The 26,747-nt window shown below is 63.8% G+C and carries 24 protein-coding genes; 11 read left to right on the top strand and 13 right to left on the bottom strand.

Annotated elements, in window-relative coordinates; translation table 11 throughout:
• The first annotated feature begins 73 nt into the window (after nt 1–73).
• From pyk to EYW42_RS01090, 5 genes are all read left to right on the top strand, one after another.
• On the top strand, nt 74–1,828 hold the full coding sequence (pyk, locus tag EYW42_RS01110) for a pyruvate kinase (protein ID WP_135533411.1): 1,755 nt from the start codon (nt 74–76) through the stop codon (nt 1,826–1,828).
• Between the two features lie 50 nt (nt 1,829–1,878).
• Nucleotides 1,879–2,208, top strand: a complete 330-nt coding sequence (locus tag EYW42_RS19625; RefSeq protein ID WP_202613780.1) for a DUF7312 domain-containing protein — start codon at nt 1,879–1,881, stop codon at nt 2,206–2,208.
• Between the two features lie 79 nt (nt 2,209–2,287).
• Entirely contained in the window at nt 2,288–2,968 is a 681-nt protein-coding gene (locus tag EYW42_RS01100) for an NfeD family protein (protein WP_202613779.1), read from the top strand.
• A gap of 63 nt (nt 2,969–3,031) precedes the next feature.
• Nucleotides 3,032–4,186: an SPFH domain-containing protein gene (locus tag EYW42_RS01095; RefSeq protein WP_135533410.1), complete on the top strand. Its 1,155-nt coding sequence runs from the start codon at nt 3,032–3,034 to the stop codon at nt 4,184–4,186.
• Between the two features lie 38 nt (nt 4,187–4,224).
• Nucleotides 4,225–4,839 carry a winged helix-turn-helix transcriptional regulator gene (locus EYW42_RS01090; protein WP_135533409.1) on the top strand — a complete coding sequence of 205 codons (615 nt, stop codon included), beginning with the start codon at nt 4,225–4,227 and terminating at the stop codon, nt 4,837–4,839.
• A 498-nt stretch (nt 4,840–5,337) separates the two neighbouring features.
• Here the strand turns inward: EYW42_RS01090 and EYW42_RS01085 are convergent, their stop codons facing one another.
• Entirely contained in the window at nt 5,338–5,577 is a 240-nt protein-coding gene (locus tag EYW42_RS01085; RefSeq protein ID WP_135533408.1) for a DUF7123 family protein, read from the bottom strand.
• 290 nt (nt 5,578–5,867) lie between these two features.
• Between EYW42_RS01085 and EYW42_RS01080 the strand changes: the two genes are divergently transcribed.
• A complete protein-coding gene (locus tag EYW42_RS01080) occupies nt 5,868–7,682 on the top strand; it encodes a flippase-like domain-containing protein (protein WP_135533407.1) in 1,815 nt (604 codons plus the stop codon).
• 70 nt (nt 7,683–7,752) lie between these two features.
• Here EYW42_RS01080 and yjjX read toward each other — a convergent pair whose 3' ends face one another.
• Nucleotides 7,753–8,280, bottom strand: a complete 528-nt coding sequence (gene yjjX / locus EYW42_RS01075; protein ID WP_135533406.1) for an inosine/xanthosine triphosphatase — start codon at nt 8,278–8,280, stop codon at nt 7,753–7,755.
• A gap of 299 nt (nt 8,281–8,579) precedes the next feature.
• Here yjjX and EYW42_RS01070 point away from each other — a divergent pair, with 299 nt between their 5' ends.
• The 3 genes from EYW42_RS01070 to EYW42_RS01060 all read left to right on the top strand — a co-directional run bounded on the left by EYW42_RS01070 (nt 8,580) and on the right by EYW42_RS01060 (nt 11,277).
• Nucleotides 8,580–9,548, top strand: coding sequence for a transcription initiation factor IIB (locus tag EYW42_RS01070; protein ID WP_135533405.1), 969 nt, complete (start codon nt 8,580–8,582; stop codon nt 9,546–9,548).
• 611 nt (nt 9,549–10,159) lie between these two features.
• Nucleotides 10,160–10,843, top strand: coding sequence for a type I 3-dehydroquinate dehydratase (locus EYW42_RS01065; protein WP_135533404.1), 684 nt, complete (start codon nt 10,160–10,162; stop codon nt 10,841–10,843).
• Nucleotides 10,844–10,872: 29 nt separating this feature from the next.
• Nucleotides 10,873–11,277, top strand: coding sequence for a DUF7575 domain-containing protein (locus EYW42_RS01060; protein WP_135533403.1), 405 nt, complete (start codon nt 10,873–10,875; stop codon nt 11,275–11,277).
• Here EYW42_RS01060 and EYW42_RS01055 read toward each other — a convergent pair.
• From EYW42_RS01055 to EYW42_RS01025, 7 genes are all read right to left on the bottom strand, one after another.
• On the bottom strand, nt 11,264–12,439 hold the full coding sequence (locus tag EYW42_RS01055) for a 3-dehydroquinate synthase II (RefSeq protein ID WP_135533402.1): 1,176 nt from the start codon (nt 12,437–12,439) through the stop codon (nt 11,264–11,266). The genes EYW42_RS01060 and EYW42_RS01055 overlap by 14 nt on opposite strands.
• An 85-nt stretch (nt 12,440–12,524) precedes the next feature.
• Nucleotides 12,525–13,301 carry an SDR family NAD(P)-dependent oxidoreductase gene (locus EYW42_RS01050; protein WP_135533401.1) on the bottom strand — a complete coding sequence of 259 codons (777 nt, stop codon included), beginning with the start codon at nt 13,299–13,301 and terminating at the stop codon, nt 12,525–12,527.
• Between the two features lie 42 nt (nt 13,302–13,343).
• Nucleotides 13,344–14,138: a 2-amino-3,7-dideoxy-D-threo-hept-6-ulosonate synthase gene (locus EYW42_RS01045; protein WP_135533400.1), complete on the bottom strand. Its 795-nt coding sequence runs from the start codon at nt 14,136–14,138 to the stop codon at nt 13,344–13,346.
• Nucleotides 14,139–14,165: 27 nt separating this feature from the next.
• Nucleotides 14,166–15,002 (bottom strand): tryptophan synthase subunit alpha, encoded by an 837-nt coding sequence (trpA, locus tag EYW42_RS01040; protein ID WP_135533399.1) that lies wholly within the window; start codon nt 15,000–15,002, stop codon nt 14,166–14,168.
• On the bottom strand, nt 14,999–16,237 hold the full coding sequence (gene trpB / locus EYW42_RS01035; RefSeq protein WP_135533398.1) for a tryptophan synthase subunit beta: 1,239 nt from the start codon (nt 16,235–16,237) through the stop codon (nt 14,999–15,001). The genes trpA and trpB overlap by 4 nt, the downstream gene beginning before the upstream one ends.
• Nucleotides 16,234–16,986 (bottom strand): indole-3-glycerol phosphate synthase, encoded by a 753-nt coding sequence (gene trpC / locus EYW42_RS01030; protein ID WP_135534016.1) that lies wholly within the window; start codon nt 16,984–16,986, stop codon nt 16,234–16,236. Before trpC ends, trpB begins: the two co-directional genes overlap by 4 nt.
• A gap of 449 nt (nt 16,987–17,435) precedes the next feature.
• Nucleotides 17,436–20,846, bottom strand: coding sequence for a PAS domain-containing protein (locus tag EYW42_RS01025; protein WP_237561258.1), 3,411 nt, complete (start codon nt 20,844–20,846; stop codon nt 17,436–17,438).
• A gap of 178 nt (nt 20,847–21,024) precedes the next feature.
• On the opposite strand from EYW42_RS01025, the gene EYW42_RS01020 reads away from it, so the two are divergent.
• Nucleotides 21,025–21,321 carry a response regulator gene (locus EYW42_RS01020; protein ID WP_135533396.1) on the top strand — a complete coding sequence of 99 codons (297 nt, stop codon included), beginning with the start codon at nt 21,025–21,027 and terminating at the stop codon, nt 21,319–21,321.
• Nucleotides 21,322–21,435: 114 nt separating this feature from the next.
• Here the strand turns inward: EYW42_RS01020 and EYW42_RS01015 are convergent, their stop codons facing one another.
• Complete coding sequence (locus EYW42_RS01015) at nt 21,436–22,215, bottom strand: SRPBCC family protein (RefSeq protein WP_161972897.1); 780 nt, start codon at nt 22,213–22,215, stop codon at nt 21,436–21,438.
• Nucleotides 22,216–22,512: 297 nt separating this feature from the next.
• Here EYW42_RS01015 and EYW42_RS01010 point away from each other — a divergent pair, with 297 nt between their 5' ends.
• Nucleotides 22,513–22,971 (top strand): MGMT family protein, encoded by a 459-nt coding sequence (locus tag EYW42_RS01010; protein WP_135533394.1) that lies wholly within the window; start codon nt 22,513–22,515, stop codon nt 22,969–22,971.
• Here the strand turns inward: EYW42_RS01010 and EYW42_RS01005 are convergent.
• The 3 genes from EYW42_RS01005 to lonB form a co-directional block, all read right to left on the bottom strand.
• Complete coding sequence (locus tag EYW42_RS01005; RefSeq protein ID WP_135533393.1) at nt 22,957–23,322, bottom strand: hypothetical protein; 366 nt, start codon at nt 23,320–23,322, stop codon at nt 22,957–22,959. The genes EYW42_RS01010 and EYW42_RS01005 overlap by 15 nt on opposite strands.
• A 122-nt stretch (nt 23,323–23,444) precedes the next feature.
• On the bottom strand, nt 23,445–24,470 hold the full coding sequence (locus EYW42_RS01000; protein ID WP_237561257.1) for a CPBP family intramembrane glutamic endopeptidase: 1,026 nt from the start codon (nt 24,468–24,470) through the stop codon (nt 23,445–23,447).
• An 8-nt stretch (nt 24,471–24,478) separates the two neighbouring features.
• Nucleotides 24,479–26,596: an ATP-dependent protease LonB gene (gene lonB / locus EYW42_RS00995; protein WP_135533392.1), complete on the bottom strand. Its 2,118-nt coding sequence runs from the start codon at nt 26,594–26,596 to the stop codon at nt 24,479–24,481.
• Nucleotides 26,597–26,747 lie beyond the last annotated feature (151 nt).

Below are 26,747 nucleotides of genomic sequence, written 5' to 3'. Positions count from 1 at the left end.
AACGCGGAAAACCGTTCTCCCGACGGCACGCGGAACGCCGTCCTTTTTGACGCAGACGGCGTAGCCGGAACGCATGAGAAACGCGAAGATCGTTTGCACCCTCGGGCCGGCGTCGGACTCGCGGGAGACGATCCGGAATCTGGCGGACGCTGGTATGACGGTAGCCCGCCTCAACGCGAGCCACGGCTCGCACGAGGACCGCGCGGCCCTCGTCGACAGAGTCCGGTCAGTCGACGACGAGACGGAGAACCCGCTCGCAGTGATGGTCGATCTCCAGGGGCCTGAGATACGGACCGCGCCCATCGACGACACCGTTCACCTCGACTCGGGCAGCGATATCCGGTTCGTTCAGGGCGAAACCGCGACGCCCGAGGAGGTCGGCCTCTCGCTGCCCATCGAGGGCGTCGAACCCGGCGACAGCATCCTGCTTGACGACGGCCGCATCCAGACGACTGTCCAGCGTGTGGAGGGCGACGCGGTCGTGGCCCGCGTCGACGACGGCGGCGACCTCGCCGGTCGGAAGGGCGTCAACATCCCCGGCGTCGACCTCGACCTCGACGTCGTGACGGAGAAAGACCGCAGGGACCTCGAACTCGCCGCGGAGCGTGACGCCGACTTCGTCGCGGCCTCGTTCGTCCGCAACGCGGACGACGTGTACGAGGTCGGCGGCGTTCTGGAGGAGCTAAACGCCGACATCCCGATCATCGCCAAGATAGAGCGGGCGGGTGCAGTCGAGAACCTCGACGGGATAATCGACGCCGCGTACGGCGTAATGGTCGCCCGCGGCGACCTCGGCGTCGAGTGCCCGATGGAGGACGTGCCGATGATCCAAAAGCGCATCATCCGGAGCTGCCGCGACGCGGGCGTGCCGGTCATCACCGCGACGGAGATGCTCGACTCGATGGTCCACGCCCGTCGGCCGACCCGCGCGGAGGCGTCCGACGTGGCAAACGCCGTCATCGACGGGACCGACGGCGTGATGCTGTCGGGAGAGACCGCCATCGGCGACCACCCCGTCCGCGTCGTCGAGGCGATGGACCGCATCGTTCGGCAGGTCGAACGCAGCGCGGAGTACGAGGAACTGCGCGAGCAGCGCGTCCCGGCCGCCGCGGACGCCCGCACCGACGCGCTCGCGCGGTCGGCCCGCTACCTCGCGCGAGACATCGGCGCGAGCGCTATCGTGGCGGCCAGCGAGTCCGGATACACCGCGCTGAAAACGGCGAAGTTCCGCCCGGGCGTCCCCGTCGTCGCGTCGACGCCGAACGACCGGGTCCGACGGCAACTCGCGCTGTCGTGGGGCGTCAACGCCCAGTACGCGCCCCTCTCCGACGAGGGGGCGGACGCGGTCATCGAGAACGCGGTGCAGGCGGCGCTGAACGCCGGCGTCGCCGAGAGCGGCGATACGGTCGTCGTGCTCTCGGGCATGATGACTGAACTCGAAGGCGCGAGCACGACGAACATGCTCAAGGTCCACGTCGCCGCCGAGACGCTCGTGACGGGCCGGAGCGTGGTCGGCGACCGCGTTATCGGCCCGGTCGCACGCACCGCGGACGGGGACCTGTCGTCGGTGCCGGAGGGAGCGATCCTGACGCTCGACGAGACGTTCGACGGCGAGTTCGCCGGAGACACCGCGAAACTGGGCGGCGTGGTGGATGCCTCGCCCGGCGTGACCGGCTACCCGGCAATGGTCGCGCGGGAACTCGGGATCCCGATGATAAGCGACGCGACGCTCGAGGTCCCCGACGGAACTGTCGTCACGCTCGACGCCGAGCGCGGCGTCGTCTACGAGGGCGACGTCGCGTCGGCAGAGGCGGACCGAATCCGCTGACCGCGGTGTCGACCCGCGGACTTTTCACTCCGGCGGGGGAACGACCAGCTATGACCGCAGGTCCGGGAGCCGACGGCGGTGACGACGCCGCACTCGACGAAAGAAGCCCCGCGTCCGACGGCGAGAACGGAGCGGGAGACAGCGAACCCACCACGCCCGACGAGCGGAGCGACGCGCCCGACGATGAACGAACTGACCGCGACGGGGAGTCCGACGGGTGGAAGTTCGGACTCGACGAGGTCGACGAGGACGGTGTCGTCGACAACCGAGAGTCGATAGAACCGGGGTCGCCGACGCTCGAGAACTCCCTTTTCGTCCTCCTCGGCGCTCTCGTTACGATCGGGATCATCGTCCGCGTAGCGATGGTTTTCGCCGTCTGACCCGCGCGGACTGCTTGACGCACCAGTTCCGGGACGTCCCTGCAAAACTGTTAATCAACAGGGGTTCTAACAGTCTGACATGGCCCCGACTCTACTGCAGGTCCTGGGCGGTGAGGGCAGTCTCCCCCTCCTGTTGACCGTCGCAGGATTTATACTCGTCATCATGGAGGCGTTCGCCCCGGGCGCGCATTTCATCGTTCTCGGTGTCGCCCTGCTCCTGGCTGGACTCCTCGGTCTCGCGCTCGGCAGTCTGGCGTCGCCGCTCGTTCTCGCCGGTCTCGTGTTCGCTATCGGGGCGGTCTCGCTGTTCGTCTACCGCGAGTTCGACTTCTACGGCGGCAAAGGGGCCGGCCAGACGAGCGACTCCGACGACCTCGCCGGCAAGACCGGTCGCGTCACCGAGCGAGTGACCGAAACGGGTGGCGAGGTGAAACTCAAAAACGCCGGGTTCAATCCCTACTACCGGGCTCGAAGCCTGGACGGCGACATCGACGAGGGCGAGGAGGTCATCGTCGTCGACCCCGGTGGCGGGAACGTCGTCACCGTCCAGTCGGTCGAAACTGACCAACGTGACAACATAGACCGTGAACTCGCCCGCGAACGCGCCGGCGAGAGCGACTCGCCCGACGACGCGTCGACGAGCGGTGACGCCGGTGACGGGTCGATCGGCGACGACGCACCTGCGGACGACGATACCGATCTTGACGGCTCAGACACGGACTCCATCGAAACGGACGCCGAGCGAGAGAGTACGGGCTAACGTCAGCGGTCAACGCCTTTCAACACGGGAACGCTTTTTACGTCCCTGTCCTAAGGTAACAATATGTCGTCACTGACAATCCTGCAGTCGGGGCTCACGCCCAGTCTGACGCTCGTCGCCCTGCTGTTTCTGGTGCTAGCGATCGTCACCGTATACAGCATGGTCGAGATCGTCGACGCGACCGAGAAGCGAGCGTTGACGGTGTTCGGCGAGTACCGGAAACTGCTCGAACCCGGTATCAACATCGTTCCGCCGTTCGTCAGCAACACGCACCGCTTCGACATGCGGACACAGACACTCGACGTCCCTCGACAGGAAGCGATCACGCGTGACAACTCCCCCGTCACGGCCGACGCCGTCGTGTACATCAAGGTGATGGACGCGAAGAAAGCCTTTCTCGAAGTCGAAGATTACAAGCGCGCCGTCTCCAACCTCGCCCAGACGACGCTTCGTGCCGTCCTGGGCGACATGGAACTCGACGACACGCTGAACAAGCGCCAGCAGATCAACTCGAAGATCCGCACGGAACTTGACGAGCCCACGGACGAGTGGGGGATCCGCGTCGAGAGCGTGGAGGTCCGCGAGGTCAACCCCTCGAAAGACGTTCAGCAGGCGATGGAGCAACAGACGTCCGCGGAGCGCCGCCGCCGCGCCATGATCCTCGAAGCGCAGGGTGAACGACGGAGCGCCGTCGAAGAGGCGGAAGGCGAGAAGCAGTCCAACATCATCCGTGCGCAGGGTGAAAAGCAGAGCCAGATCCTCGAAGCGCAGGGTGATGCTGTGTCGACCGTCCTCCGCGCCAAGTCGGCGGAGTCGATGGGCGAACGCGCCGTCATCGACAAAGGGATGGAGACGCTCGAATCCATCGGACACGGCGAGTCCACCACGTTCGTCATGCCGCAGGAACTCACCTCGTTGGTCGGTCGGTACGGCAAGCACCTGACCGGCAGCGACGTGAAGGGGAACGGCGACGTTCTCAACAGCCTCGACTTCGACGAGGAAACCCGGCAGATGCTCGGTCTGGACGATATCGACAAGATCCTCGGCCAGATCGACGAGGAGGCGGAGATGGACGTCGAAGCGATGGAGCAGGAGGCCCAGGCCATCAAGGAGGGTCAGGACCCGGCCGATATCCGCGACCCCAACAAGGTCATAGAGGAGATGGACAAGGACTTCCAGGGCGAGGAACGAACCGAGGGCGAGTCGACTGACGACTAGCGAAGACATTATACGCCCCACGGTGCAAGAGCGAGTGAATGCCCGGTTCCCGCGACGTTGACGAGAGCAAGCGTGCCACGCTTCGGCGGTTCGCCGCGTTCGGAGCGGCGAGTCCGCTGACGCGGTTCCGAGACGACGCTGACGACGGGGACCGGAACGACGCCCGCGACGCTATCGCCGGCTATCTCACGACGACGCCGGGCGCACACTTCTCCAAGGTCCGTGACGACCTCCAGCTAGGCACAGGCGAAACCCAGCACCACCTCCGGGAACTGGAATCGAACGGAGCCGTCGAGAGCCGGAAAGATGGCGACTATCGGCGGTTTTTCCCCGCCGGCCGGTTTTCGGAGTTCGAACAGGTGGCGCTGGGCTACCTCCGACGGGACACGGCCCGCGGAATGTTGCTCGAACTCCTCCGAACTCCTGATGCCACCGGGTCCGATCTGGCGGACGCGCTGGACGTTTCACGTCCGACAGTCAGCAAGTACGCGGGCGAACTGGAGACTGCGGGACTGCTATCACGCGAGGACGGGTACGCCGTCGAGGAACCCGAGACGGTGCTGACGCTTCTCGTCCGGTACGCCGACTCGTTCGACGCGGACGCGGTCGCCTTCGCGGCGACGGCGGACGACCTGATCCGGTTCGACCCCTGAAATTCTCCCGCTCGACGGCACACCGTCGGCGAAGGACACCGTTGCCGTACCGGCGGAAACTGGGAACTCGGGCCGGCCGTCCTCGCACATCTCTCCGACAGCTACCGGACAGTCAACCTGAACTGGAGGAACGCGGCGAGGAGACCGCCGGCGTGTATCCCCGCTGAACGATGCCGTCCGGATCGTTCGGTGCGCCGTCGAACTCGGCTTCGACAGCAACGAGCGATTCTGGGCGGTCACCGGCGACACGACGGCCACGCTACCGAGTGCGGACGTAGCCGAACGACTGAACCCAGGCGGAACGACGAGCGTCGCTGTCAGGACACGAGAGCCTGATCAGCGCGGAAAAAGCGGAGACCGTTTTGGGGGTGGACCGCCGAGCGGTCGTGGCGGGACCTGCGGTGACCGACCGTCAGTTCGTAGGGTTTGTCGTAACTGTGTATCGGTATTCGCCGACCCCCGTCGGGAAGAGACCGAACTGAATCACGACAGTTCCTATTAGACGCTGACTTTCCAGGTCGTACTGGAGGAGTATCCCCACTTCTCGACGTCCACGTCACACGTTCCGTTCTGGATGGCGGTCATGTTGGTGCCGACTTCCTTCGCGGTCATGTCGAGTTCGTCGCCGATGAGTCGCGATTTGAAGTAGGTCTTCGTCTCGGCTTTCTCGCGGAGATACTGGAGGATGCGCGACTGCTTGTCGTTCAGGTCGGCGGTCGTGGAGGCGGTTGTGCTCATACTTACTCCGATGGTAGTTGCACCCTTAGTGGGTTTGGTACACGAGGTTAATCCGCCGCAGTCTTGCGATTATCAACATCCGTAATCGGCGTCCGAACCGAGAACAGCGACCGGTTGGTACGGGAAGGAAACCGGGGCTTACCGGCGCAGTCGAACCGAAAGCAGAGGAGGAGTTCCCGAAGCAGCGGCGACACGATCCGGATTCGAATCGGGTGCAGAGAGTGCGATCACGGCCCCGTTGCGTCTCCGAATCCAGAAAGTTCTTGGTCGCACGCCCGCGACTGGCGACAATGAATCGACGGGCGGTCGAAGTCAGCGTCGTCCTCCCCGCGTACAACGAGGAGGCGACGATCCGTTCCACGGTCGAGACGACCGTGGCCGCGCTCGCGGGCTTTCTCCCGCGGGACGGGTTCGAGGTGATCGTCGCGGAGGACGGCTGTGACGACCGCACCCCCGAGATCGCGGACGAACTCGCGGCCGACGACGAGCGCGTTCGGCATTTCCACAGCGACGAGCGACTCGGACGCGGCGGTGCGCTCGAACGCGCGTTCGAGGCCGCCGAGGGGGAGACGCTGGTCTATTTCGACACAGACATGGCGACGGACATGCGCCACCTCGAAGAACTCGTCGAGAGCGTCCGATCGGGCGAGTACGACGTGGCGACGGGGTCGCGGTGGATCGACGGCCGGGAAGCCGACCGTCCGGCGAAACGGGGCGTACCGAGCAAGGGGTTCAACTTCCTCGTTCGCCGCTTTCTGTCGTCGTCGCTGCGGGACCATCAGTGCGGGTTCAAGGCGTTCGACCGGGACGCACTGTTTGCGCTTCTCGACGACGTGGAGGACGACCACTGGTTCTGGGACACCGAGGTACTCGTCCGTGCCCAGCGGGCGGGCTACCGCATCAAGGAGTTCCCCGTCGAGTGGACGCCGAAAGGCGACACGAAAGTCGACCTCGTCCGGGACGTGTTCGGGATGGGGAGCCAGATCCTTCGCACCTGGTGGCAAGTCGCCGTCAGCCCCCGGATCGACCGCCGCGTAACCGTCGTCACTGGGACGCTGCTGACGGTCGTGGCGATAGCCCTGATGACCCAGTATCTCGACCCGTCGACGGTGCTTTCTCACGTGGCTGCCGCCGACCGGGGGCTGGTCGCTCTGTCCGCGGTGATCTACCTGCTCTCGTGGCCGCTCCGCGGGGCGCGCTACCGCGATATCCTTACGGAACTGGGGTATACGGAACGGATAGGCTTCCTGACGGGGGCCATATTCATCAGTCAGACCGGGAACCTCGTGTTCCCCGCCCGAGCGGGCGACGCTGTCCGGGCGTACGTCGTGAAGGCCCGGCGGTCGATCCCGTACCCGACAGGGTTCGCGTCGTTGGCCGTCGAACGCGTGTTCGACCTCCTCACCATCACGGCGCTCGCGGGCAGCGTTCTGATCGGTCTCGTCGTAACCGGTGAGGCGGGCACACTTCAGTCGGCCGTCCTCGGCACCGACAGCGAAAGCGGGCGGCTCGCAGTCGCCGTGGCAACCGGGGTCGGCGGAGCCGCAATCGCCGCCGTTGCGCTCATCGTCGCCACCGCGCGCTCGGACCGGAACCTCGTCCGCGAAGGCGTCTCTCGCCTCAGTTCGGACAGCTACGCGCGGTACGTATCGGGCGTGATAGAGCAGTTCGCCGGCGACGTTCAGACGGTCGCGAGCGACAGTCGCTCCTTCGCTCGGGTCGGCGCGACCAGCCTCCTCATCTGGGGGCTTGACGTAGTGACGGCTATTGTCGTGCTGGCGGCGTTCGACGGCGTCTCGCTCTCGCTTCCGACGCTCGTCGCCGTCGGATTCTTCGCCGTCAGCGTGGGCAACCTCGCCAAGGTGTTGCCGCTCTCGCCGGGAGGCGTCGGGCTGTACGAAGGGGCGTTCACCGTGCTGGTCGTCGGTCTGACGCCGATAGGCTGGTCCGTCGCCGTCGGCGCGGCCATCGTCGACCACGCGGTGAAAAACGCCGTCACCGTGGTCGGCGGCCTCGCGTCGATGATCGCGCTCAACGTGTCGCTGACGACGGCCGTCGAAGAGAGCGCCGAGGCCCGCGAGAGCCCCACAGTCGACACCGAATGACGATAGCAATCACTGAAAGTCAATGTACACCAGATCGCACGACGGCGATGCGATCTGCGTGTAAACCGTTTCAGTAATCACTATCGTACTTGTCCGTGACGAACGGCCCCAGCGCCCCGGCGACGGCGTGGGTCAGCGCTGACTCCCTGTCGATAATACCGTTCGTCAGCGCACCCGCTGCGCCCTGGCGTTCCGCGACGTTCTCGGCGTCGAGAAGGTCGTCCATCACGGGTCCAAGTTCCTCGCCGGCGCGCACGCGCTCTGCCACGTCGTCGGGTAGACGGAGGCTCGGCCCCCCGCCGCGGCCCGTCCGGACGCCGTCGGTGACGGCCGCCCACATGACGAGAAAGAGGTCGTTTCCGCCATCGATAGTCGCGACGCCGCCTTCAATGCCGACGCCGAGGTCGTACTCACCGGAACGGAGCGCTCGCCGGGCACGGTTTTTCGCACCGTCGACCGTCTCACCGTGTCCGAGCGGTTGTTCGCTCACGCCCGATTCGACCGGGACCGGAACGATATCGACGTTGCCGAGGCCTGCAAACGCCGCTTCGGTCGCTTCGACTTTCACCGGGTTCTCGCTTCCCAGGCTGACGCGCATACTGTACTGACGGGATCTCGTCGGTGAAGAATGTCGTGGGGTTGTCCCCGAAACGGCGGAAACAGGGCCGTCCGACAGCGACACTCGACTAACGCCGAGTACCTCCGTTTGCGGGGTCGATCATCCTGTTTGAATCTTTCCTTTATTACCGCTCAAACCGCTACGGATAGCCGTTTCACCGGTAACCTCTTCGAAATACCGAAACGTTTATATGAGGTCGTTCCAAAGTCCGTACAAGGAACCACCTCCGGGATTTTTCCATCGAATCCTGCCCGGACAGCTTCCGCCCTCTCGTACAAATGACCGAGAACACCCGAACACGCGCACGCAACCAAGCGGACGAAAGCGAGACCGAAACACAGGACGAGACGCTGTCGTGTCCCGAATGCGGGGGGCAGCTCGTCAACGACGAAGAACACGGCGAGACGGTCTGTAACGACTGCGGTCTCGTCGTCGAGGAAGATTCGGTCGACCGCGGTCCGGAATGGCGTGCGTTCGACGCACAGGAGAAAAACCAGAAGAGTCGGGTCGGCGCGCCCACGACGAACACGATGCACGACAAGGGCCTGTCGACCAACATCGACTGGCGCAACAAGGACGCATACGGCAACTCCCTCGGCTCGCGCCAGCGCGAGAAGATGCAGCGTCTTCGCAAGTGGAACGAGCGCTTCCGAACCCGGGACAGCAAGGAGCGCAACCTGAAGCAGGCGCTCGGCGAGATCGACCGGATGGCGTCGGCGCTCGGCCTCCCGGAGAACGTCCGCGAGACCGCGTCCGTCATCTACCGCCGCGCACTCGAAGAGGACCTGCTGCCAGGCCGCTCTATCGAGGGCGTCTCGACCGCTTGCGTTTACGCCGCCGCGCGCCAGGCCGGCGTGCCGCGCAGTCTCGACGAAATCGCCGAAGTGAGCCGCGTCGAGAAAAACGAGGTCGCCCGCACGTACCGCTACGTCGTCCGGGAACTGGGCCTGCAGGTCCAACCGGCCGACCCCGAGAGCTACGTCCCGCGGTTCGCGTCGGGGCTCGACCTCTCGGACGAGGCCGAACACCGCGCCCGAAAGCTGCTCCAGAACGCCAAGGAGAAGGGCGTCCACAGCGGCAAGTCGCCGGTCGGCCTCGCGGCCGCCGCCGTCTACGCCGCAGCCCTGCTGACCAACGAGAAGACCACGCAGGCCGCCGTCAGCGAGGTCGCGGACATCTCCGAGGTCACCATCCGCAACCGCTACCACGAGTTGCTCGAAGCCGAAGAGAGTCTGGGTCTGGCATAGCGGCCGTTTGCGCTGCGGTCGCGCGTCTTCGGCGCTCCCGCGACAAAAGCTCGACCGAAACTACTCCCGTTTCACTTCGCTCGCTATGCTCGCGCCGTTCACTCGTCGTGCTCAAAACCCGCGTATTTTTGCCATCGCGGAAATCGAAGGTTTTCACTGAGACCGCTCGCGGGAATCACGCTCGTCCGCTGGCCTGCCCTTCCCCGTAGACGGACACGCTCCGCCCTGCGGAGCGGTCCGTCTCGGCCCGCATAGTCCGACAAGCGCATCACTGGCAGCTCTCTCCTGGTCCGTCGAATCGAATATATGGTTCCTGACAGTGAGACAGCGTCTCGCGGGCACTCGACTCACGAAACGTATATCCGTCATCGCAACTGGTGTTCTGGTAATGACTGACCCCCAGTACAAGTGTACGAACTGCAGTCGCGAACTGAGCTACCAGACCACCAAACACAACGGCTGTCCGGACTGCGGGTTCGTACCGCTCCACAGCGCGGACTGATCCGAGTCCAGCGACGACAGACAGTCGTTCGGAAGACGACCACGGCGGGCCGTACGCACACCCTGCAGCGAAACATCCCCTTTTTGCCGCACGCGCCCCAGATCTAACCATGAACTTCGACTCCTTCGTCCTCGCGGCGGCGACCGCCGACCTCGACGACGAAGCGGCCGCTCGCGAACACGCAGACGCCGTCGAGTTCCGGATGGACCTCGCGGACGACCCGTTGGACCAACTCGACGCGTACGACGGCGTCCTCCCGATCATCGCCACCAACCGCGCCGAGTGGGAGGGCGGTGAAGCCGACGACGCCGGCCGCCTCGACGACCTCGCGACGGCGTCGGAGTACGACATCGTCGAGGCCGTCGACGTGGAACTGAACGCCGTGCGACACGGCGGCGGCAGCGGCGTGGTCGAGCACGCCAGGGACCACGACGCCACCGCCATCGCGTCGCTACACGATTTCGACGGGACGCCCACGGCGGACGAGATGCGGGAGATGCTCGCCGACGCCGTGGCCAACGCCGACGTTGGCAAGCTAGCCGTCACGGCGACCGACCCCGCCGACGTGCTGACGGTGCTGATGCTCACCCGGGAGTTCACCGCGCAGGGCGAGAAGGTTGCGACGATGGCGATGGGTGAGCCCGGCCGTCACTCACGGGCCGTCGCACCGGTGTACGGATCCAGTATTGGCTATGCGCCGGTCCACTCCGACGAGGCGACCGCGCCCGGCCAGTACGACCTGGCGACGCTTCGTGACCTGGTCGAGCAGTTGCGCTCGAAACCCGAAGCTTAACCATCGGCCGGTTGGTATGAGCGGGCAACATGGGTCGTTTACGGTCAGCGGTCGCAGTCGGCCTCGCGCTTCTGTTTCCCGGTCTGGGACACCTGTACCTGCGTCAGTGGGTGCGGGCGATACTCTGGTCGGCGCTCTGGATCCTGGCGGCGCTGCTTTTGCTCCCCGACCCGGCGACGGGCGGAACGTCGGCGGAACGGATGCTGTCGACCGTCGAGAGCATGTCGCTTCAAGGGCAGTTCGTCCTGCTGTCGCTGATACTGTTCAACGTGATCGACGCCTTCGTCATCTCGGTCCAGCAGGCGCGGTACGACCCGGACGCGGTCCACTGTCCGCAGTGCGGCGGGGAAGTCGACGAGGACATCGACTTCTGTCACTGGTGTACGACGCGTCTCGGCAACCCGAGCGAGGAGGAGTCGACTACTTTTCGATGATGCTCTCCTCGACTGCCTCGCCGAAGTGGCGGGCAGTGTCCTCGTAGTAGACTTTGAGTCGGTCGTCCGTTTCTAGGTCAGTGACGGCCTTGCGACCGTCCTCGGCGGCGACTTTGACGGTCTCTGCGTTCTGTATGAGCGTCTCGAAGCGGTCGCCGTTATCGGCTTCTAGTTCGACCCGGAACATCGGGCGCTGTTCGATCTTCGCCCGGCCGACGATGGCCTCTCTAGTGTTTCCGTCAGTGTCGACTATCTGGACTTCGTCGCCGCTGCGGATCTCCGAGAGGTATTTCGTGCCGCCGTCGGGCGTGCGGACGTACGCGTGAACCGCGCCGGCGTTGACGCGGAACGGGCGCGAGGCAACGTACGGCGACTCGGCGGTCTCAGCGTGGACGAACACGAGGCCGCGGGACATCGACCCGACGAGCATTCCCTCGTCGTGGTCCATCAGCGACCCCGTGTCGACGCAGACGCGGTCGGCGCTCCCGGCGCGTTCGACCTCGCGGACGGTCGCCCACTCCAGGTCGAGCGTCTCGCGTTCGGCCTCGTCGCGCACGGCGACGGTCTCACGTATCTGGTCTGGGTCGTCGGTGTCAAGCAACACGGCGTCCGTGCCGATCTCCAGCGTTTCGAAGGCGGTCTTCGCCTCCTCCGCCGTCGTGACGCCGGCGATCAGTTCCGTCTCGTCGCCGATGCGGGCGATGAGGTTCTCCAGCGGAATGATCGTCCAGTCCTCGCCGACGACTATAGTGTAGTCTGCCTCGTCCGCGGCGGCCTCGGCGAACGCCTCGTACTCCTCGTCGAAGATGCGGACGTACGCGCCGTTCGCCCGTTCGTCCTCCCGGCGCAGCGTCGACAGGTCGGCCGACCCGGAGTAGTCGGCAGGTAGGTCAACCGTCCCGTCGCCCTCGCCGTCCTTGCCGACGACGTAGGCGTCGGCTTCCGCCGCGTCCTCGGACTCGGGGTCGTCGATCACGTCCACGTCCCCACCGGTACGGAACGCGGCCACGTTGACATCGCCGAGTTCGCGCACTCGCCCGACGTCGCCTTCGTCGACGAGTACCCAGTCCACGCCGGACTCCAGACCGGCGGTGATCCGCCTGCGTCGCGCATCCCAGTCGCCGACGCTCTCGTCGGCTTTGAGCCACACTGATCGTGTCATATTGCACCACTCGAATGGGGCGGGCATGAACGTGGCGGAATCGGCATTAACGGGTGACCCACAGGTCGGCGACCGTCCCGCCGTCTCAGCAGATCTGCCAGCCGCCGTCGACGTGGACCAGTTCGCCGGTCACGTAACCGGCCTGCTCGCTGGCGAGAAAGAGCGCGGCTCCGGCGAGGTCCTCCGGCCTTCCCGCACGGCCCTGCGGAACCGGCTTGAGAAAGTCGCCTCCCTCCGCTTCCTCGGTCCACCCCTCGTCGATCTCGGTCGCGATCTGGCCGGGCGCGATGCCGTTTACTCGGATCCCGTCCTCGGCCAGTTCGAGTGCCGCGCCGCGGGTGATCATCCGTACCGCGCCCTTCGAGGTGTCGTAGGCAACCTGGCCGTGCTGTGCGAGGTTCGAACTGATCGACGCCGTGTTGACGATCGCACCGGGGTCGTCGCGCTCTATCATGTCGTTGGCGGCGGCCTGACAGCCGACGAACACGCCGCGGACGTTCACCCCGAGCAGTCGGTCGAGTTCGGTCGGGTCGGTTTCGCGGATCGACCCTCCGCCGAAGACGCCGGCGTTGTTGACCATCACGTCGACGCCGCCGAATTCGCGGGCAGCCTCGACGAGCGAGCGCACTTCGTCCGGCGCGGACACGTCCGTCCGAACGAACTCCGCGTGCCCGCCGGCGTCCTCGATCGCTTCGTGCGTCGGCAGGTCAGCATCGACGTCTTTGGGTTCCTCGCGCAGGTCAGCGACGATGACTGTCGCTCCCGCGTCGCCGAACGCCGTCGCGATGGCTCGGCCGATACCCGAACTGCCTCCGGTTACTATCACTGTTTCGTCTGTGAAGTCGAAGGTCGTCTGGCCCATGGCGACGCGTACGAGCGTGAGCGAGAAAAACGGTAGGGAAACTTACGCTTCGACGGCCAGACCGGAGTCACGAAGCGCCTCGTCGGCGCTGGCGTCGTCGTGGACCACGTCGGTGATGGCCCGCGCGATGCCCTCCGGGTCGTCGTGCTGGAAGACGGAGCGCCCCATCGAGACCCCGGATCCGCCGGCGTCCATCACGCCGCGGACCATCTCCAGCGTCTCGCGGTCGGTGCCTTTGCTCCCGCCCGCGATGACGACCGGAAGGCGGGTCGCCTCGACGACGCGTTCGAAGCTCTCCGCGTCGCCGCTGTAGCCGGTTTTGACGATGTCGGCACCGACCTCTTCGGCGAGGCGGACGGCGTGGCCAAGCGCTTCGGGGTCTTTCGAGTCCACGCCGGGGCCGCGGGCGTACGCCATCGCGAACACGGGCATTCCGAGTCGGTCGGCCTCTGCGGTGAGTTCGCCGAGATCAGCTATCTGGTCCGGTTCGTGGTCGCTTCCGACGTTGATGTGGAAGGAGACGGCGTCCGCGCCGGCCCGGACCGCTTCCTCGACGGTTCCGGTTACGCGCTTGTCAGCCTGGTCCGGTCCGATCGTCGTAGAGCCGTTCAGGTGGACGATGTACCCCCGCCCGTTCTTGTTGTCGTGGACGCGTGGCGCGATACCTTTCTGGGTGAGCACCGCGTCAGCGCCGCCACGAGTCACCGCGTCGATGGTCGACTCGATGCGTTTCAGGCCCGTTACCGGGCCGAGCGTGATGCCGTGGTCCATCGGGACGATGACGTAGTTCCCGTCTGTCCCGATGCGGTCGAGACGCGCGTCGATGCCGGAACTCATGGTGTGTGAATGATTATCATGTCTGCGTTATGTGTGTTCGGGTTCTGGCACGCGTTGCGCGTAGCCGGACTCCGCGCCCTCCGTGTGTTCGCGGGCCTTCGCTTCGAGGTCCGCCGCCACGTCCTCGGCGGGGCGGCCCTCCCTGTGGCCCTCGGCGACGATGTCGACGAGCGCGGACCCGACGATGATTCCGTCGGCACCGCCCGCGACGATTCGCTCGGCGTGTTCGCCGGTCTTGATGCCGAAGCCGACCGCTTTGGGAACGTTCCACTCTGTCAGCCTGGCGAGCGCGTCGTCGGTCTTGTCGCTTACGTCGTCGCGTGCGCCGGTAACACCCAGACGCGCCTGGACGTACACGTAGCCCGACACCTGCTCCATGATGCGTTCGAGTCGTTCGCCCTCAGTCGTCGGCGCGACGATGAACACGAGGTCGAGACCGAGGTCGTCGCAGGCGTCGCGGAGCGGACCGGCCTCCTCCGCGGGCAGGTCCGGAACGACGATACCCTCGATGCCGACCTCGGCGGCGCGCTCGACGAACGGGCGCGGGCCCGCGTCGGAGCCGAACTGGTAGATGAGGTTGTAGTACGTCATGCAGACCAGCGGCACGTCCACGTCTAACTCCTCGACGAACTCGAAGTACGTCTCGGGGGTCATCCCCGCCTCCAGTGCGCGGGTCACCGCACCCTGGATGGTCGGCCCTTCAGCGACGGGTTCGGAGAACGGCAGGCCGAGTTCGATCACGTCCGCGCCGCCGCGGGCCAGCGCCTCGACGTACGCCTTCGAGGACTCGTAGTCCGGGTCCCCGACCGCAAGATACGGGACGAACGCGGGGCCGTCCGCGAACGCCTCGTCGATGCGGCTCACAGTCCACCTCCGGTGAACACGTCCATGTCCGGCGCGGCGGCGATGTCTCGTTTCCCGGTTTCCTCGATCACCGATTCGAGGTCCTTGTCCCCGCGCCCCGAGACGTTGATGATCGTCACGTCGCCGAGTTTCTCCGGGTTCTCGTGGGCGAACCCGAACGCGTGGGCGGTCTCCAACGCCGGGATGATCCCCTCGTCCTGCGAGAGGCGGTGGAACGCTTCCAGCGCCGCGTCGTCGCCGACGGTGACGGGCGTGACGCGGTCTTCGTCGACGAGGTGGGCCAGTTCCGGGCCGACGCCGGCGTAGTCGAGTCCCGAGGAGACGCTGTGAGATTCCATGATCTGGCCGTCGGTGTCTTGCAGGAGTTTGGTGCGCGCGCCGTGGAGAACGCCTTCGTCGCCTGTCGACAGCGACGCAGAGTTAGGCGCGACGCCCTCCTCCTCGTTCACTTCCAGCGAACTCCCGCCGGCCTCGACGGCGTAGAGGTCGACCTCCGCGTCTTGGGTGAACTCGTGGAACGCCCCCATCGTGTTCGACCCGCCGCCGGCGCAAGCGAGGACGCTATCGGGGAGTCGTCCGGCCTGCTCGCGGATCTGCTCGCGGGCCTCCTCGCTGATCACCGACTGGAAGTCCCGGACCATCCGCGGGAACGGGTGCGGGCCGACGACGCTCCCGATGACGTAGTGAGTGTCCTCGACGTTCGTCGCCCAGTCGCGCATCGTTTCGTTTATCGCCTCCTTCAGCGTCCCGCGGCCGATCGTGACGGGGTTTACCTCGGTCCCGTTGAGCCGCATCCGGAACACGTTGGGTCGCTGGCGGTTGATGTCGCGCTCGCCCATGTACACCTCGCAGGGCATTCCGAGGTGGGCAGCGGCCATCGCCGTCGCGGTGCCGTGTTGTCCTGCGCCGGTCTCGGCGACGATCCGCTCCTTGCCCATGTACTTCGCGAGCAACACCTGCCCCAGCGCGTTGTTCAGCTTGTGCGCGCCGCCGTGGACGAGGTCCTCGCGCTTGAGATACACCTCGCTGTCGTAGCGCTCCGACAGCTGTTCGGCGTGCTGGAGCGGCGTCGGCCGTCCGCCGAAGTCCCGGAGCCGACGCCGGAACTCGTCCATGAAGCCGTCCTCGTTGTCGAGGACGTAGCGCTCGTAGGCGTCCTCCAGTTCCTCTATCGCCGGCATCAGCGCCTCCGGCACGTACTGTCCCCCGTACTCTCCGAACTTGCTCGTACTCATCGTGTTAGTCTCTCCGTGTTTGCCCGCGGGTCGCCGTCCATGATCGCGGAGCCGACGAGCAGTCCGTCAGCCCCGGCGTCTTGCATCCGCGTCACGTCGTCTCGCGTCGCTATACCGCTCTCGGCAATGAGTGTCACGTCTCGCGGTGCCGCGGGCGCGACCCGCTCGAACGTCCCCAGGTCGACCTCTAGCTTCGCCAGGTCGCGGTTGTTCACGCCGACGATATCGGCGTCCGCCGCGACTGCCCGCTCGAGTTCCTCTCGCGTGTGGACCTCCACGAGAACTTCGAATCCGCGGTCGCGCGCGGCGGCGATCAGGTCCGCCAGGTCGTCGCCGACGAACCGTGCGATGAGGAGGACGACGTCCGCCTCGACCGTGTCTAACTGCGCTTCGCGCAGGACGAAATCCTTCCGCAACACGGGCACGTCCACCGCTGCCCGGACCCGCCGCAGGTTCTCTGGTGACCCGTCGAAATGCTCTGGTTCGGTCAGTACGGACAGCGCCGCCGCGCCGCCCTCGACCATCGCCGTCGCCAACTCGACCGGGTCCGCCTCCGTCTTCCCCTCGGTCGTCGGACTCGTGGGCTTTACCTCCGCTATCACCGGCGCGCGGTCGTCGGCTTCGGCGGCCGCCAGCGCGTCCGGCAGCGACCGGGCGTCGACCGAGAGCCGGTCTCGGCTCTCGTCTCCACGCTCTCTGGCGGTGTCCAGAATGGATCGAACCGCCGGTGCGACCTCGTCAGCGTTCATCATCGTACATTAACGGACGGATTTGTACATAAGGCTTGCGGGAACAGCGCGGCAGTAAACGTCCTGGATTCAGATAGATGGGAATAGATCGCGTATCTCACCGCTAGCGATACTGACAGTAGATATGCTCATAATCAACTCCCGAATGGAGAATTCACTCGCTGGAGTCTCCAGTCATACTTTGAGAAGAAACTTTCTCTCGACAGTGATGACACAACAATGAGGTATTAGGGTACTAATTTTTACATAACCTGTACACCAGATGAGGGTGAGTCTGCAGAAGATACCGATATTAGACTTGTATCTGAACGACCGCACAGCAATGACGGATCAAGCTGAAGTTTTGAAATTGGTGTTGGTGCTACATTTGGGAAGGAATTGATAGGTCCATCGATATCGATCAATTTGGATACGCAGAACACTGATTTCGGATTACTGACAACGGGTAGCTATTTGGACCTCTTGAACTCGAACCGTGCCCCGCCATCGGTTCCGTCTGTCACCGAGACCGCCCAGCCGTGTGCCTTCGCGATGTCGGCCACGATCGAGAGTCCGAAGCCAGTTCCCCCCTCGCTGGACGTGACGCCGTGCTTGAACACTTTATCTCGCCTCTCCGAGGGAATCCCGCTGCCATCGTCCTCAAAGTAAAATCCGTTATCATCGGCCAGCCGACCTACAGTAACCGTGACGTCGGAACCACCGTGTTCGACTGCATTCCGGAAAAGGTTCTCAAAGAGTTGGGTTAGACGACCTGCATCGCCGGTCACTGTCGGGACTTCATCTGTAACTGTAAGCGTTGCCTCGTCAGTGTCGACGTATCCCCATGCCTCCGTTATAATACTATCGAGATTGACCTCTTCTGCATCTTCGATGGTCGTCTCTCCGCGTGCCAGCGTAAGGAGGTCCTCGATGAGTTGTTCAATGCGGTCGTGTGCCGATGCCGCCTCTTCGAAATGATCCGCGTTTCCAGTTTCCTTTGCGAGTTCGAGAAACCCCATTGCGACGGAGAGCGGGTTTCGAAGGTCGTGGGCAACGACGCTCGCGAACTGGTCAAGACGCTCGTTCTGTCGGTGTAATTCCGCTTCCCGCTTCGCTCGTGCGAGTGCTCCTTCGACAGTCGCACCAAGAATCCGAAAGAGGTCAACGTCGGTCTCAGAAAAGACCTGCGGGGAAACTGCACCCGTCGAGATAAGCCCATAATCGCCCAGTGCCACGAGAATTTCACTTCGGATCTCTGTGTTCGGGTTGTGGGGTTCCCCCTCGGTCCGGACATCGTCATATACCTGGGTTTCTCCCGACTCGAACGCGTCCCAGGCGATACCGTCTCCGTAGGTGAACCGAGGGGAATCGCCAAACAGTTCTCGTGCTGCAGGACTTTCCGTAATTGGGACGAGTGCATCCTCTCGCTCGTTGTATTCCCAAATCCCAGTAATATCGAGGCCGAGAATCTCAACTGCCGCATCAACGGCGATGGAGCCGATCTCTTCGCTTGATTCAGCGCCACTAAGTTGCTGTGCGGTCTGTTGAAGTGAGCGGAGTCGGGCTTCCAACTGTTTCTGTTTAGTAATGTCCTCCAAGACGGCAAGGATGCTCGTAGTATCTCCGTCGGGACCAGTAATCGGAGCGACCGACAAAAGCAGGTCCAGAACCGCTCCGTCTTTTGTTTCCTGTTGTATCTCCCTAGCACGAATCCGCTCGCCGCTCAGGGCGCGTTCCCGGAGTGATGCAAACTCGGCTTGCTGCTCGTCCGGAACGATCGGGTTGAACTCGCCAAGCACTTCTTCCCGTGACCAGCCAAACATATTTTCAGCCTCATCGTTCCAGCGGATGACGTCACCGTTACTGTCGATTTCCATTACGGTGAGTGGCGTCGCCTCGATGAGTGATTCCAGTCGCTGGTTCGTCGTTTCAAGATCACGCTCTCGTTTGACCTGTTCGGTCACGTTCCGAGCGATACCCACAACTCGAACGGTCTCGCCGTCGACAATGACTGGTGCGAGGGTCGTCTCCCAGAACCGAGCATCGTCACCGATGTCGAGTTCTTCACGATACGAAATCGGCGCACGCTGATCGACGCAGCGAGTATAATTGGCTTCGAGTTCGGCACCCTGTTCGTCGCCGAAAACTTCTCGCGGCGTCTTGCCGCGAACCTCTTCAGTTGTGAGTCCAGTCTGGGTCTCGTATCCGGGACTGAGGCGGGAGAACGTGAATGACGGGCCCTCATTAGCGGTATCGACATCGAGCAGGAATATCGCATCTCCGGATGTTTCGAGCAACGCTTCGTATTCCTCCGCGAGTTCTCGATGCTCACGTCGTTCCGCTTTTCGTGCCGTTATGTCTTGAAAAACGCCTCGAAGCGCTGAATCGCCACGGTGTGTGTTGTCGACGAATTCTCCCCATGCCCGAACGTCACGCACCTCACCGTCGGCCGCAACGATTCGTAGGTCGTGATCGTAGGTTTCCCCGTCCTCGGTCGCTTGGTCGACTGCTGTCGTAATGGTTTCTCTATCGTCAGGATGATAGAAATCAATTGCATCGTCGAGTGACGGCTCGTAATCCTCGTCGACACCGTGAATCCGACGGACCCCGTCAGACCATGTGAGCTCGCCGGTCGACGGGAAGTACTCCCAGACACCGATGTCTGCGATATCCTGAACGCGGTCGAACAGGAATTGTTGGCGCTCGAGTTCCTGTTTGATCTCATGTTGGCTTGTGACGTCTCGGGCGACGATGATTACCTGCGGACGTTCACTGGTCTGAACCGGCGTGAGTCGAACGTCGAACGTTCGCTGTCCCGTAGGCGTCGACATGTCGATCCGGAGGTCAGAATCGGAGGGCTCGGTGGTACCGCCGGCCCCTGGTATCTCGCGTAGCAGTTCACTGACCGCACGAGTAAACGCCTGTGCGTCCGATTCCGGAATCCGATCACCGACGAGAGTACAGAGTTGCGCCCCCTCGATCGAATCAGATTGTGTGTCTCCCAGCACCCGTGCCGCGGCTGGATTTGCAAATCGAACGGTTTCGTCTTTTTCGAGGACTAATATGACGTCTTGGATGTTCTGACAAATGGCTTCTGTTCGTTCTAATTCCAGTTGCCGCTGACGCCCGTCGGTGACATCCTGGGAGAATATCGTGAGTCCATCCTCGTCTGGGAAGGCGCGCACATCGACCCAGTAGTTGAACGGCTCTCCGAGATGGTGTTCGAACGAAACCGGTTCGCCGGTCTCCATTGCCTTTCGATACTGCTCTTCGATTTCTGTCCCGATGATCGAGGGGAACTCCTCCCAGAGCGTTTCCCCGATGACTGTGTCCGGATCACAGTCGACTCGTTCGGCCATCGTCCCGTTCATGTATTCGATACGCCACTCGGTATCGACGGTGTAAACCGCGTCAGTTGTCCGTTCGAGCGTTCGTTGGAGGCGTCGATTCGTCTGTTCGGCTGCCTGTCGTTGTCGTGCGGCTTGTGATAGCGTTTGAATACGAGTCGCAAGTAGTGTGAAGTTATCACGATTCGACCGAACCGGAATGTAGTCAGATACGCCGACACGAGTCGATTCACTCGCGATTTCTTCACTACCCTGTCCGGTAAATAGGATTATCGGGATGTCAGCGTTCTGCTGTCGAATTGACTTCGTAAGCCCAATACCGTCCGAATCTTCGAGCGAATACGCCGTTACGATACAGTCGATTCGTTCCGTGGCGAGGCTTTGAAGCGCCTCACCGATACCCTTCGCAGAAATACAATCAATATCGAAGCGCGTCTGTTGCAGTTTAGTTTGGACCAACTCCGCGAACGCGGAATCCGAGTTCACGTAGAGGACCTGGATTGAATCGACCACTTCGTCCGTAAGACCAGGCACAGTTATGGTATATACGCCCAATAATATGTTAAGCATTCCTATCGAGGTGGTCTAGGTGTCTGTCCTCAATCACTCTGTGGAGCTATACCCTCCTCTACGGCCGGAATGACGGAGATTGATACGGAGATTCGTATATCGACCGAATGTACGTAAGAAAGCGGGAAGAAATCTCGCTAGTATGTCCGCGGATATTCTGGCTGCTGACGACGACGAATCCATTCGAGAGATGATCCAGATCTCTCTTAGTGAGGAGTTCGACGTGGAGACAGCCGAGGACGGCGAGAAGGCATGGAATTATTTAGAAGAGAATTCAGATTCGCCACCGGAGGCGGTTGTTCTTGACGTTATGATGCCAGAAATAGATGGGTTTTCGGTTCTTGACCGCATGAGAGAACAGGGTAAGACACAGGATATACCAGTTCTTATGTTAACGTCTCGAAGTCGAGAGGAGGACATCGTTCGAGCGCACCTATGACCTGCAGTTCTGTCACGACCCGCTGGTCTACGTCGATGTCGGTCCCGGCTCCCTCTTTGGCATGGGTTCACGCTGTCGGAGACTGTGGTGAGTCCACAGTTAGAACAGCCCCTATCAGACCATATCGCCTTTCCCGCGGCCTGACGGGTTCTGTTCGAGCGTCGGGATCTCGCCCGTCTCGGCGAGGCTCTGGAAGCGGTCGAGCGACTTCTCGGCGATAGTCCCGGGCACGATGTCGAAAGCGTCCATTACGGCGTTGCTCACCGAACCGCCCGGCGGGTCGAAACGGAAGCGGACCGTCACCTCCGTCCCCCGGTTGTCCGGTGCCGGGCCGAAGCGCACCGAACCCTCGTTGGGTAGCGTCGTCCCCTCCAGCGACTCCCACTCGACGAGTTCGCCGGGCCGGTCCGTCACGACTCGTGCGTCCCACGCAATCACCCGGCCGAGCGGCCCACGAACTTCCCAGTGCTGGCGGTTTTCGCCCGTCGGCGTCACGTCCGCGAAGTGCGCCATGATCCGCGGCAGTTGCTCCGGGTCGCGCCACATCTCGTAGAGTTCCTCCGCCGGCCGTCCGATGGTGACGGAGCGTTCGACTTCCGTCGCCTCGGGGGGCGCGCCGGTCTCGTCGCGTCCGAGAACCGCGCCGCTCGCATCCGCGCCCCGTGCGGTCGAACGTTTCCCCCTGACCCCGCGGTACGCGAGCCAGCCGCCGACGGCCGCAAGCACCGCGCCGCCGAGCGACCGCCGTTTGATGCCGGCCGCGACGAGCGCTCCGCCGATCGCTGCCGCGCCGACTCGTTCGGCGGTGTGAACGTCCACGCCAGTCGGCTGGTCGGCCCGCACGTCCGCCACGTCCCGCGATTCGTCGCCGGACTCTGGCGGCCGCGCGGTCATCGTGATGCCCCCGCGTCGCTCAGATAGTTTCGTCCTGATTCGTCGGCCCTCTCGACTACCGCATCGAGTGATACTGACGGACGGAAGCCAGTGGCGAATTTCGCGGGGACGTTCCCGCGGAATATCTGAAACAGTTCCGTCCGACAGTATGACCCTTTGACGATGGCGCTCAGTAGCATACGGTATCTCCCCCACCGTACTACTCCACAGGACCGGCATTGTATGTTGGCCCGGGAGAACAACGCCACGGCTCGAACCGGGCGAATGTTCAAGGCCTCGACGGTCCTCCACCGGTACATGGAAGACGCCGGCATCTATGCGCGGGAATCGCCGTATCTAGAGCGATTCGTACAGATAGGTATCGCCAGCGGACGGGTTATGAGCGTCTCGTTCCCTTCGGCTCCCGAGGACAACGCGGGCGGTGAACACGAACTGCTCGACCGTGTCTTCGCGTACCTCCAGAGCGAAACGGACGATTTCGCGGACGTTCAGGTCGCGCTCACGGTTCCGACCGACCAGCGGGCGGTACTGGAGACGGTCCGGGACGTGCCGTACGGGGAGCAACTGACGGTCGAAGCGCTCGCCCGGATGACACCGGGGCTCAGCGGCGACGAGGAGGACGACCAGCGGACGGTTCGAACGGCGCTTTCGGAGAACCCCGCGCCGCTCCTGATTCCGGACCACCGCGTGCGCGACGGGCCGAGCGCCGCCCCGCCGCCGGTCGAGCAGCGACTGCGGTCGCTAGAGGGACTCTAGGCGCGGCCGCACGAACATCTCGAAGAGATACAGCGAGAGCGCGGCGAGAGCGAGCAGCGTCACTCCGCCGTCGCCGATGGCGGCGTCCTCGACGATGAGGACGTACCCCTGTACGAGACCGGTGAGGACGAACAGTCCACCGGCGACCCGCAGCCCCATTTCGTCGGGGTTGCGGACGCGCAGCAGTACGCCGAACGCGACCATCACCAGCGAGAAGGCCAGGTCAGTGAGTACTCCCGCCGTCGCGTTGCCCGTTGCGACTGCGACCGCGGCGATGACCAGATAGACCAGGCCGACCGCAAGCGTCAGCGTGCGGACGTTCAGATATCCTGTCGGACGTAACTGTTTCATGTATCTCGCGGGGATGGCCCCGCGACAGTCTTCACTGACGAGGTCTCGTCAGCGTATTCGTCCAGCGGAGTCACGTTCGGACCGACTCAGAGCGGCCGGAAGTGCCTTTCGACGAATCCGGGCTACGTCCAGTCGACGCCGACCCCTTCGTGGACGACGAACTCCAGTGCGTTCACCAGGTAGTGTGCGACGACGACGGTGAACAGGCTTCCGGTGACGATGAACGCCGCCGCGAGCACGAACCCGAGCGTTCCCGTGACGGCGATACCGCCGGGGCCCTGCATACCGTGACCGATAGCGAACGCGACCGTCGAGACGACGGCCATCGTCCACGGCGAAACGGCAAAGCCCGTCGAGATAACGCCGATGAGCGCCGCCCGGAACAACAGTTCCTCGAAGACGGCGATCACGGGCAGGACGGTCCCGAGCAGGACCACCCACCCCGTCAGCGAGTCCGGAGCGAGCAGTTCCCGGAGGCCGTCGTCCGTGTCGATACCCAGTCGCTGGAACAGCATCGCGGTCCCCTCGTTCGCGGCGTAGAGCGTCAGACCGAGGCCAACTCCGATCAACAACGCGGGCCATCCCGTATTCCCCGGTGCCGTCGTGACGCCTAGCGCCGACATCGGTATCTGCGTGTACCAGGCCGCCCCTACGAGCAACGCTCCCAGTAACCCCTGCGAGAACGCGACGTTGACCAGCAACGCCCCGGTGGAGAATTCGATATCGTCCTCGTCAGTCCGGGCCGTCTCGTGGGACGGCGTGCCGGGCGGAAACGGGTTCCGGCTCTCGCCGTCGGACTGACGGGCCCGTGGCTCGGTCGGTGCGTCCCCACCGAGCCCCGGATTCGTTCCCTGTCCGTCACCGTCTACGCTCGGTCTTGGAACGCGTTGGTCGTCCGGGGATTCGACGGGTGCGGGTCCGGGAGACGGTTCGGACGGTGACTCTGAGTGGGATTTCCGGGTGACAAACTCCGTCTCGTCGGTGGGGAGACCGGCCGCATCGCTGTCGTCGGTCATCGCTGACTGCGTCGCTCGGGAGAGTAACAGCAAAAGCGAAAGAACGACGAGCGAAAAACCCGCGAACGCCGTCGCATCGAACTGCGACGAGGTCGTGCTCGCTTCGCTCGCCAAGACCGCCCAGTCAGGCACGGTCGGGCCTACTGCGGACTGGGGCTACCGCGGCCGACCTGCCGTTCGAGGGCCGAACCGGTGATGCTCTTGATACGCTCGACGAGACCGTCGTTTTCGGTTTCGCCGGCGAGTGCGACCTCCAGCACTTCGCTGAGGTGCGAGACCGGGATGATCTCGATCTGCTCCTCGTACTCGTCTTCGATCATCACGTCCTGCTCGTTCGCGGCCGGGATGATAACCGTATCGAGGCCGGACTTGGCGGCCGCCTCGATCTTGTGCGTGACGCCGCCGACCGGGAGCACGTCGCCCCGGACCGACAGCGACCCGGTCATCGCCAGGTCCTGTCTGACCGGCGCGTTCTCAAGCGCGGAGATGACGGCCGTCGCCACCGTGATAGAGGCGGAGTCACCGTCGACGCCCTGCTGGCCCGCCTGAACGAACTGGATGTGAACGTCCTTCTCCGAGATGTCCTCGTCGGAGAACTTCTTGATGATGGCGGAGACGTTCTGGACGGCCTCCTCGGCCATCTCCTGCAGTTTCCCGGTGGCGATCACCTGTCCGGGGCCCTGGCTGGGTGTGACCTCGGCCATCACGGGGAGGACAATACCGCTGTCCTCGCCCATGACCGCGAGGCCGTTGACGCGGCCGACCACGTCGCCTTCGGAGACGGTGAGTTCGTAGTCCTTGCGCCGCTCGATGTAGTCGTCGGCGAGTTGCTGTTCGATGGAGCGACTGCGGCGCTTCGCCTGAAGCACGTGGTCGCGAGTGGTGAAGTCGGCGTCCTCGGCGCGGGCGATGTCGCCCGCGACCCGCACCAGGCCGCCGAGGTCGCGCAGTTTCAGCGTCAGGTGACCCTTGCGTCCCGCGCGGCGCTTGGCTTCGAGGATGACTTCCTCGATCGCTTCCTGCGTGTAATGCGGCAGGCGGCCGTCCTTCTTGACCTCCTGTGCGATGAAGCGCGCGTACTTGCGCCGCATCTCGGGGGTCTCCTCGATGGTGTCGTCCATGTACACCTCGTACCCGTACCCCTTGATGCGGGAACGGAGCGCGGGGTGCATGTTCTCCATCGCGTCGAGGTTCCCCGCCGCGATCATGATGAAGTCGCAGGGGACGGGCTCGGTCTGGACCATCGCACCCGAGGAGCGCTCGGACTGGCCGGTGATGCCGAACTCGCCCTCCTGGATCGCGGTCATCAGCTTCTGCTGGCTCCGGATGTCCAGCGTGTTCATCTCGTCGATGTACAGCACGCCCTTGTTCGCCTTGTGGATCGCGCCGGGTTCGACGCGGTCGTGGCTGGGCGTCTCCATGCCGCCGGACTGGAACGGGTCGTGGCGGACGTCGCCCAGCAGCGCGCCGGCGTGGGCACCGGTCGCGTCCTCGAACGGCGCGGTCTGCTCGTCGGCGGCGTTGACGATGAGGTTCGGGATCATCGCGTCGCTGCCGCGGTTGGAGTAGCGGAAGGCGAGGTAGACGACACCCGCTGCGAGGATGCCGAGCAGGATGCTAGCGGGGGAAAGGAGCGTGTAGCCGAGCACGATCGCGATGATGATCCACATCAGGAACGACCGCATCCGGTTTTTCTTCCGGGCTTCGTCCTTGTGGGCCTCGACGATCTGCTCGCCTTTCCCGGCGGGAACGGTTCGGACCTTCGGCTCGTTACCGTCGTCCGGGTTGTGGTAGACGAGAACGTCCTGCAGGTCCTCTTTCGGAAGGAGTTCGCTCATCGCCTTCGCGAGCATCGACTTCCCCGTTCCGGGGGAGCCGATCATCATCACGTGGCGCCGCTGCTTGGCGGCTTTCTTGACGATGTCGCGGGCGTTATCCTGACCGATCACCTGGTCGACGAGTTGGTCCGGCACGTCGATGTCTTCGGTCGACTCTATCTGGAGGCCGCCGAGGAGGTCGTCCTCGTCGACGTCGTCAGCTATCTCCGCGTCGACCTCACTACCGAGTTCTGTCTGTGACTCCTCGTCACCCGTACCGATATCAGACACTTGCGAGTCTGTCTCGTCTCCGGGCGCCGAAGATTCGTCCGGGCTTGGATCGACGCCGCTTCCCTCGTTCCGGTGGTCCTCGTCCCCATCGCGGGGATCGCGGTTCACCGGTTCGGGAGAAACGTCGTCTGGGTCCGTGTCGTTACTCATAGAATGTCTTTACTGGCTAAATCGAAGGGAGGAGAACTGATATACTTTCCCCCCTCTATCATTCGTTCATCGAATGGCGAAAACGATACACAGAGGCCTACAACCGGCAGTATAGCACAAAAACCCGAACTCGCCACCCTTATAAACCGAC

Source organism: Halostella pelagica, assembly GCF_004762015.1.
Taxonomy (GTDB): Archaea; Halobacteriota; Halobacteria; order Halobacteriales; family Natronoarchaeaceae; genus Halostella; species Halostella pelagica.
The sequence above is the reverse complement of the archived record's forward strand: the minus strand, read 5'-3'. Positions and strand labels throughout refer to the sequence as shown.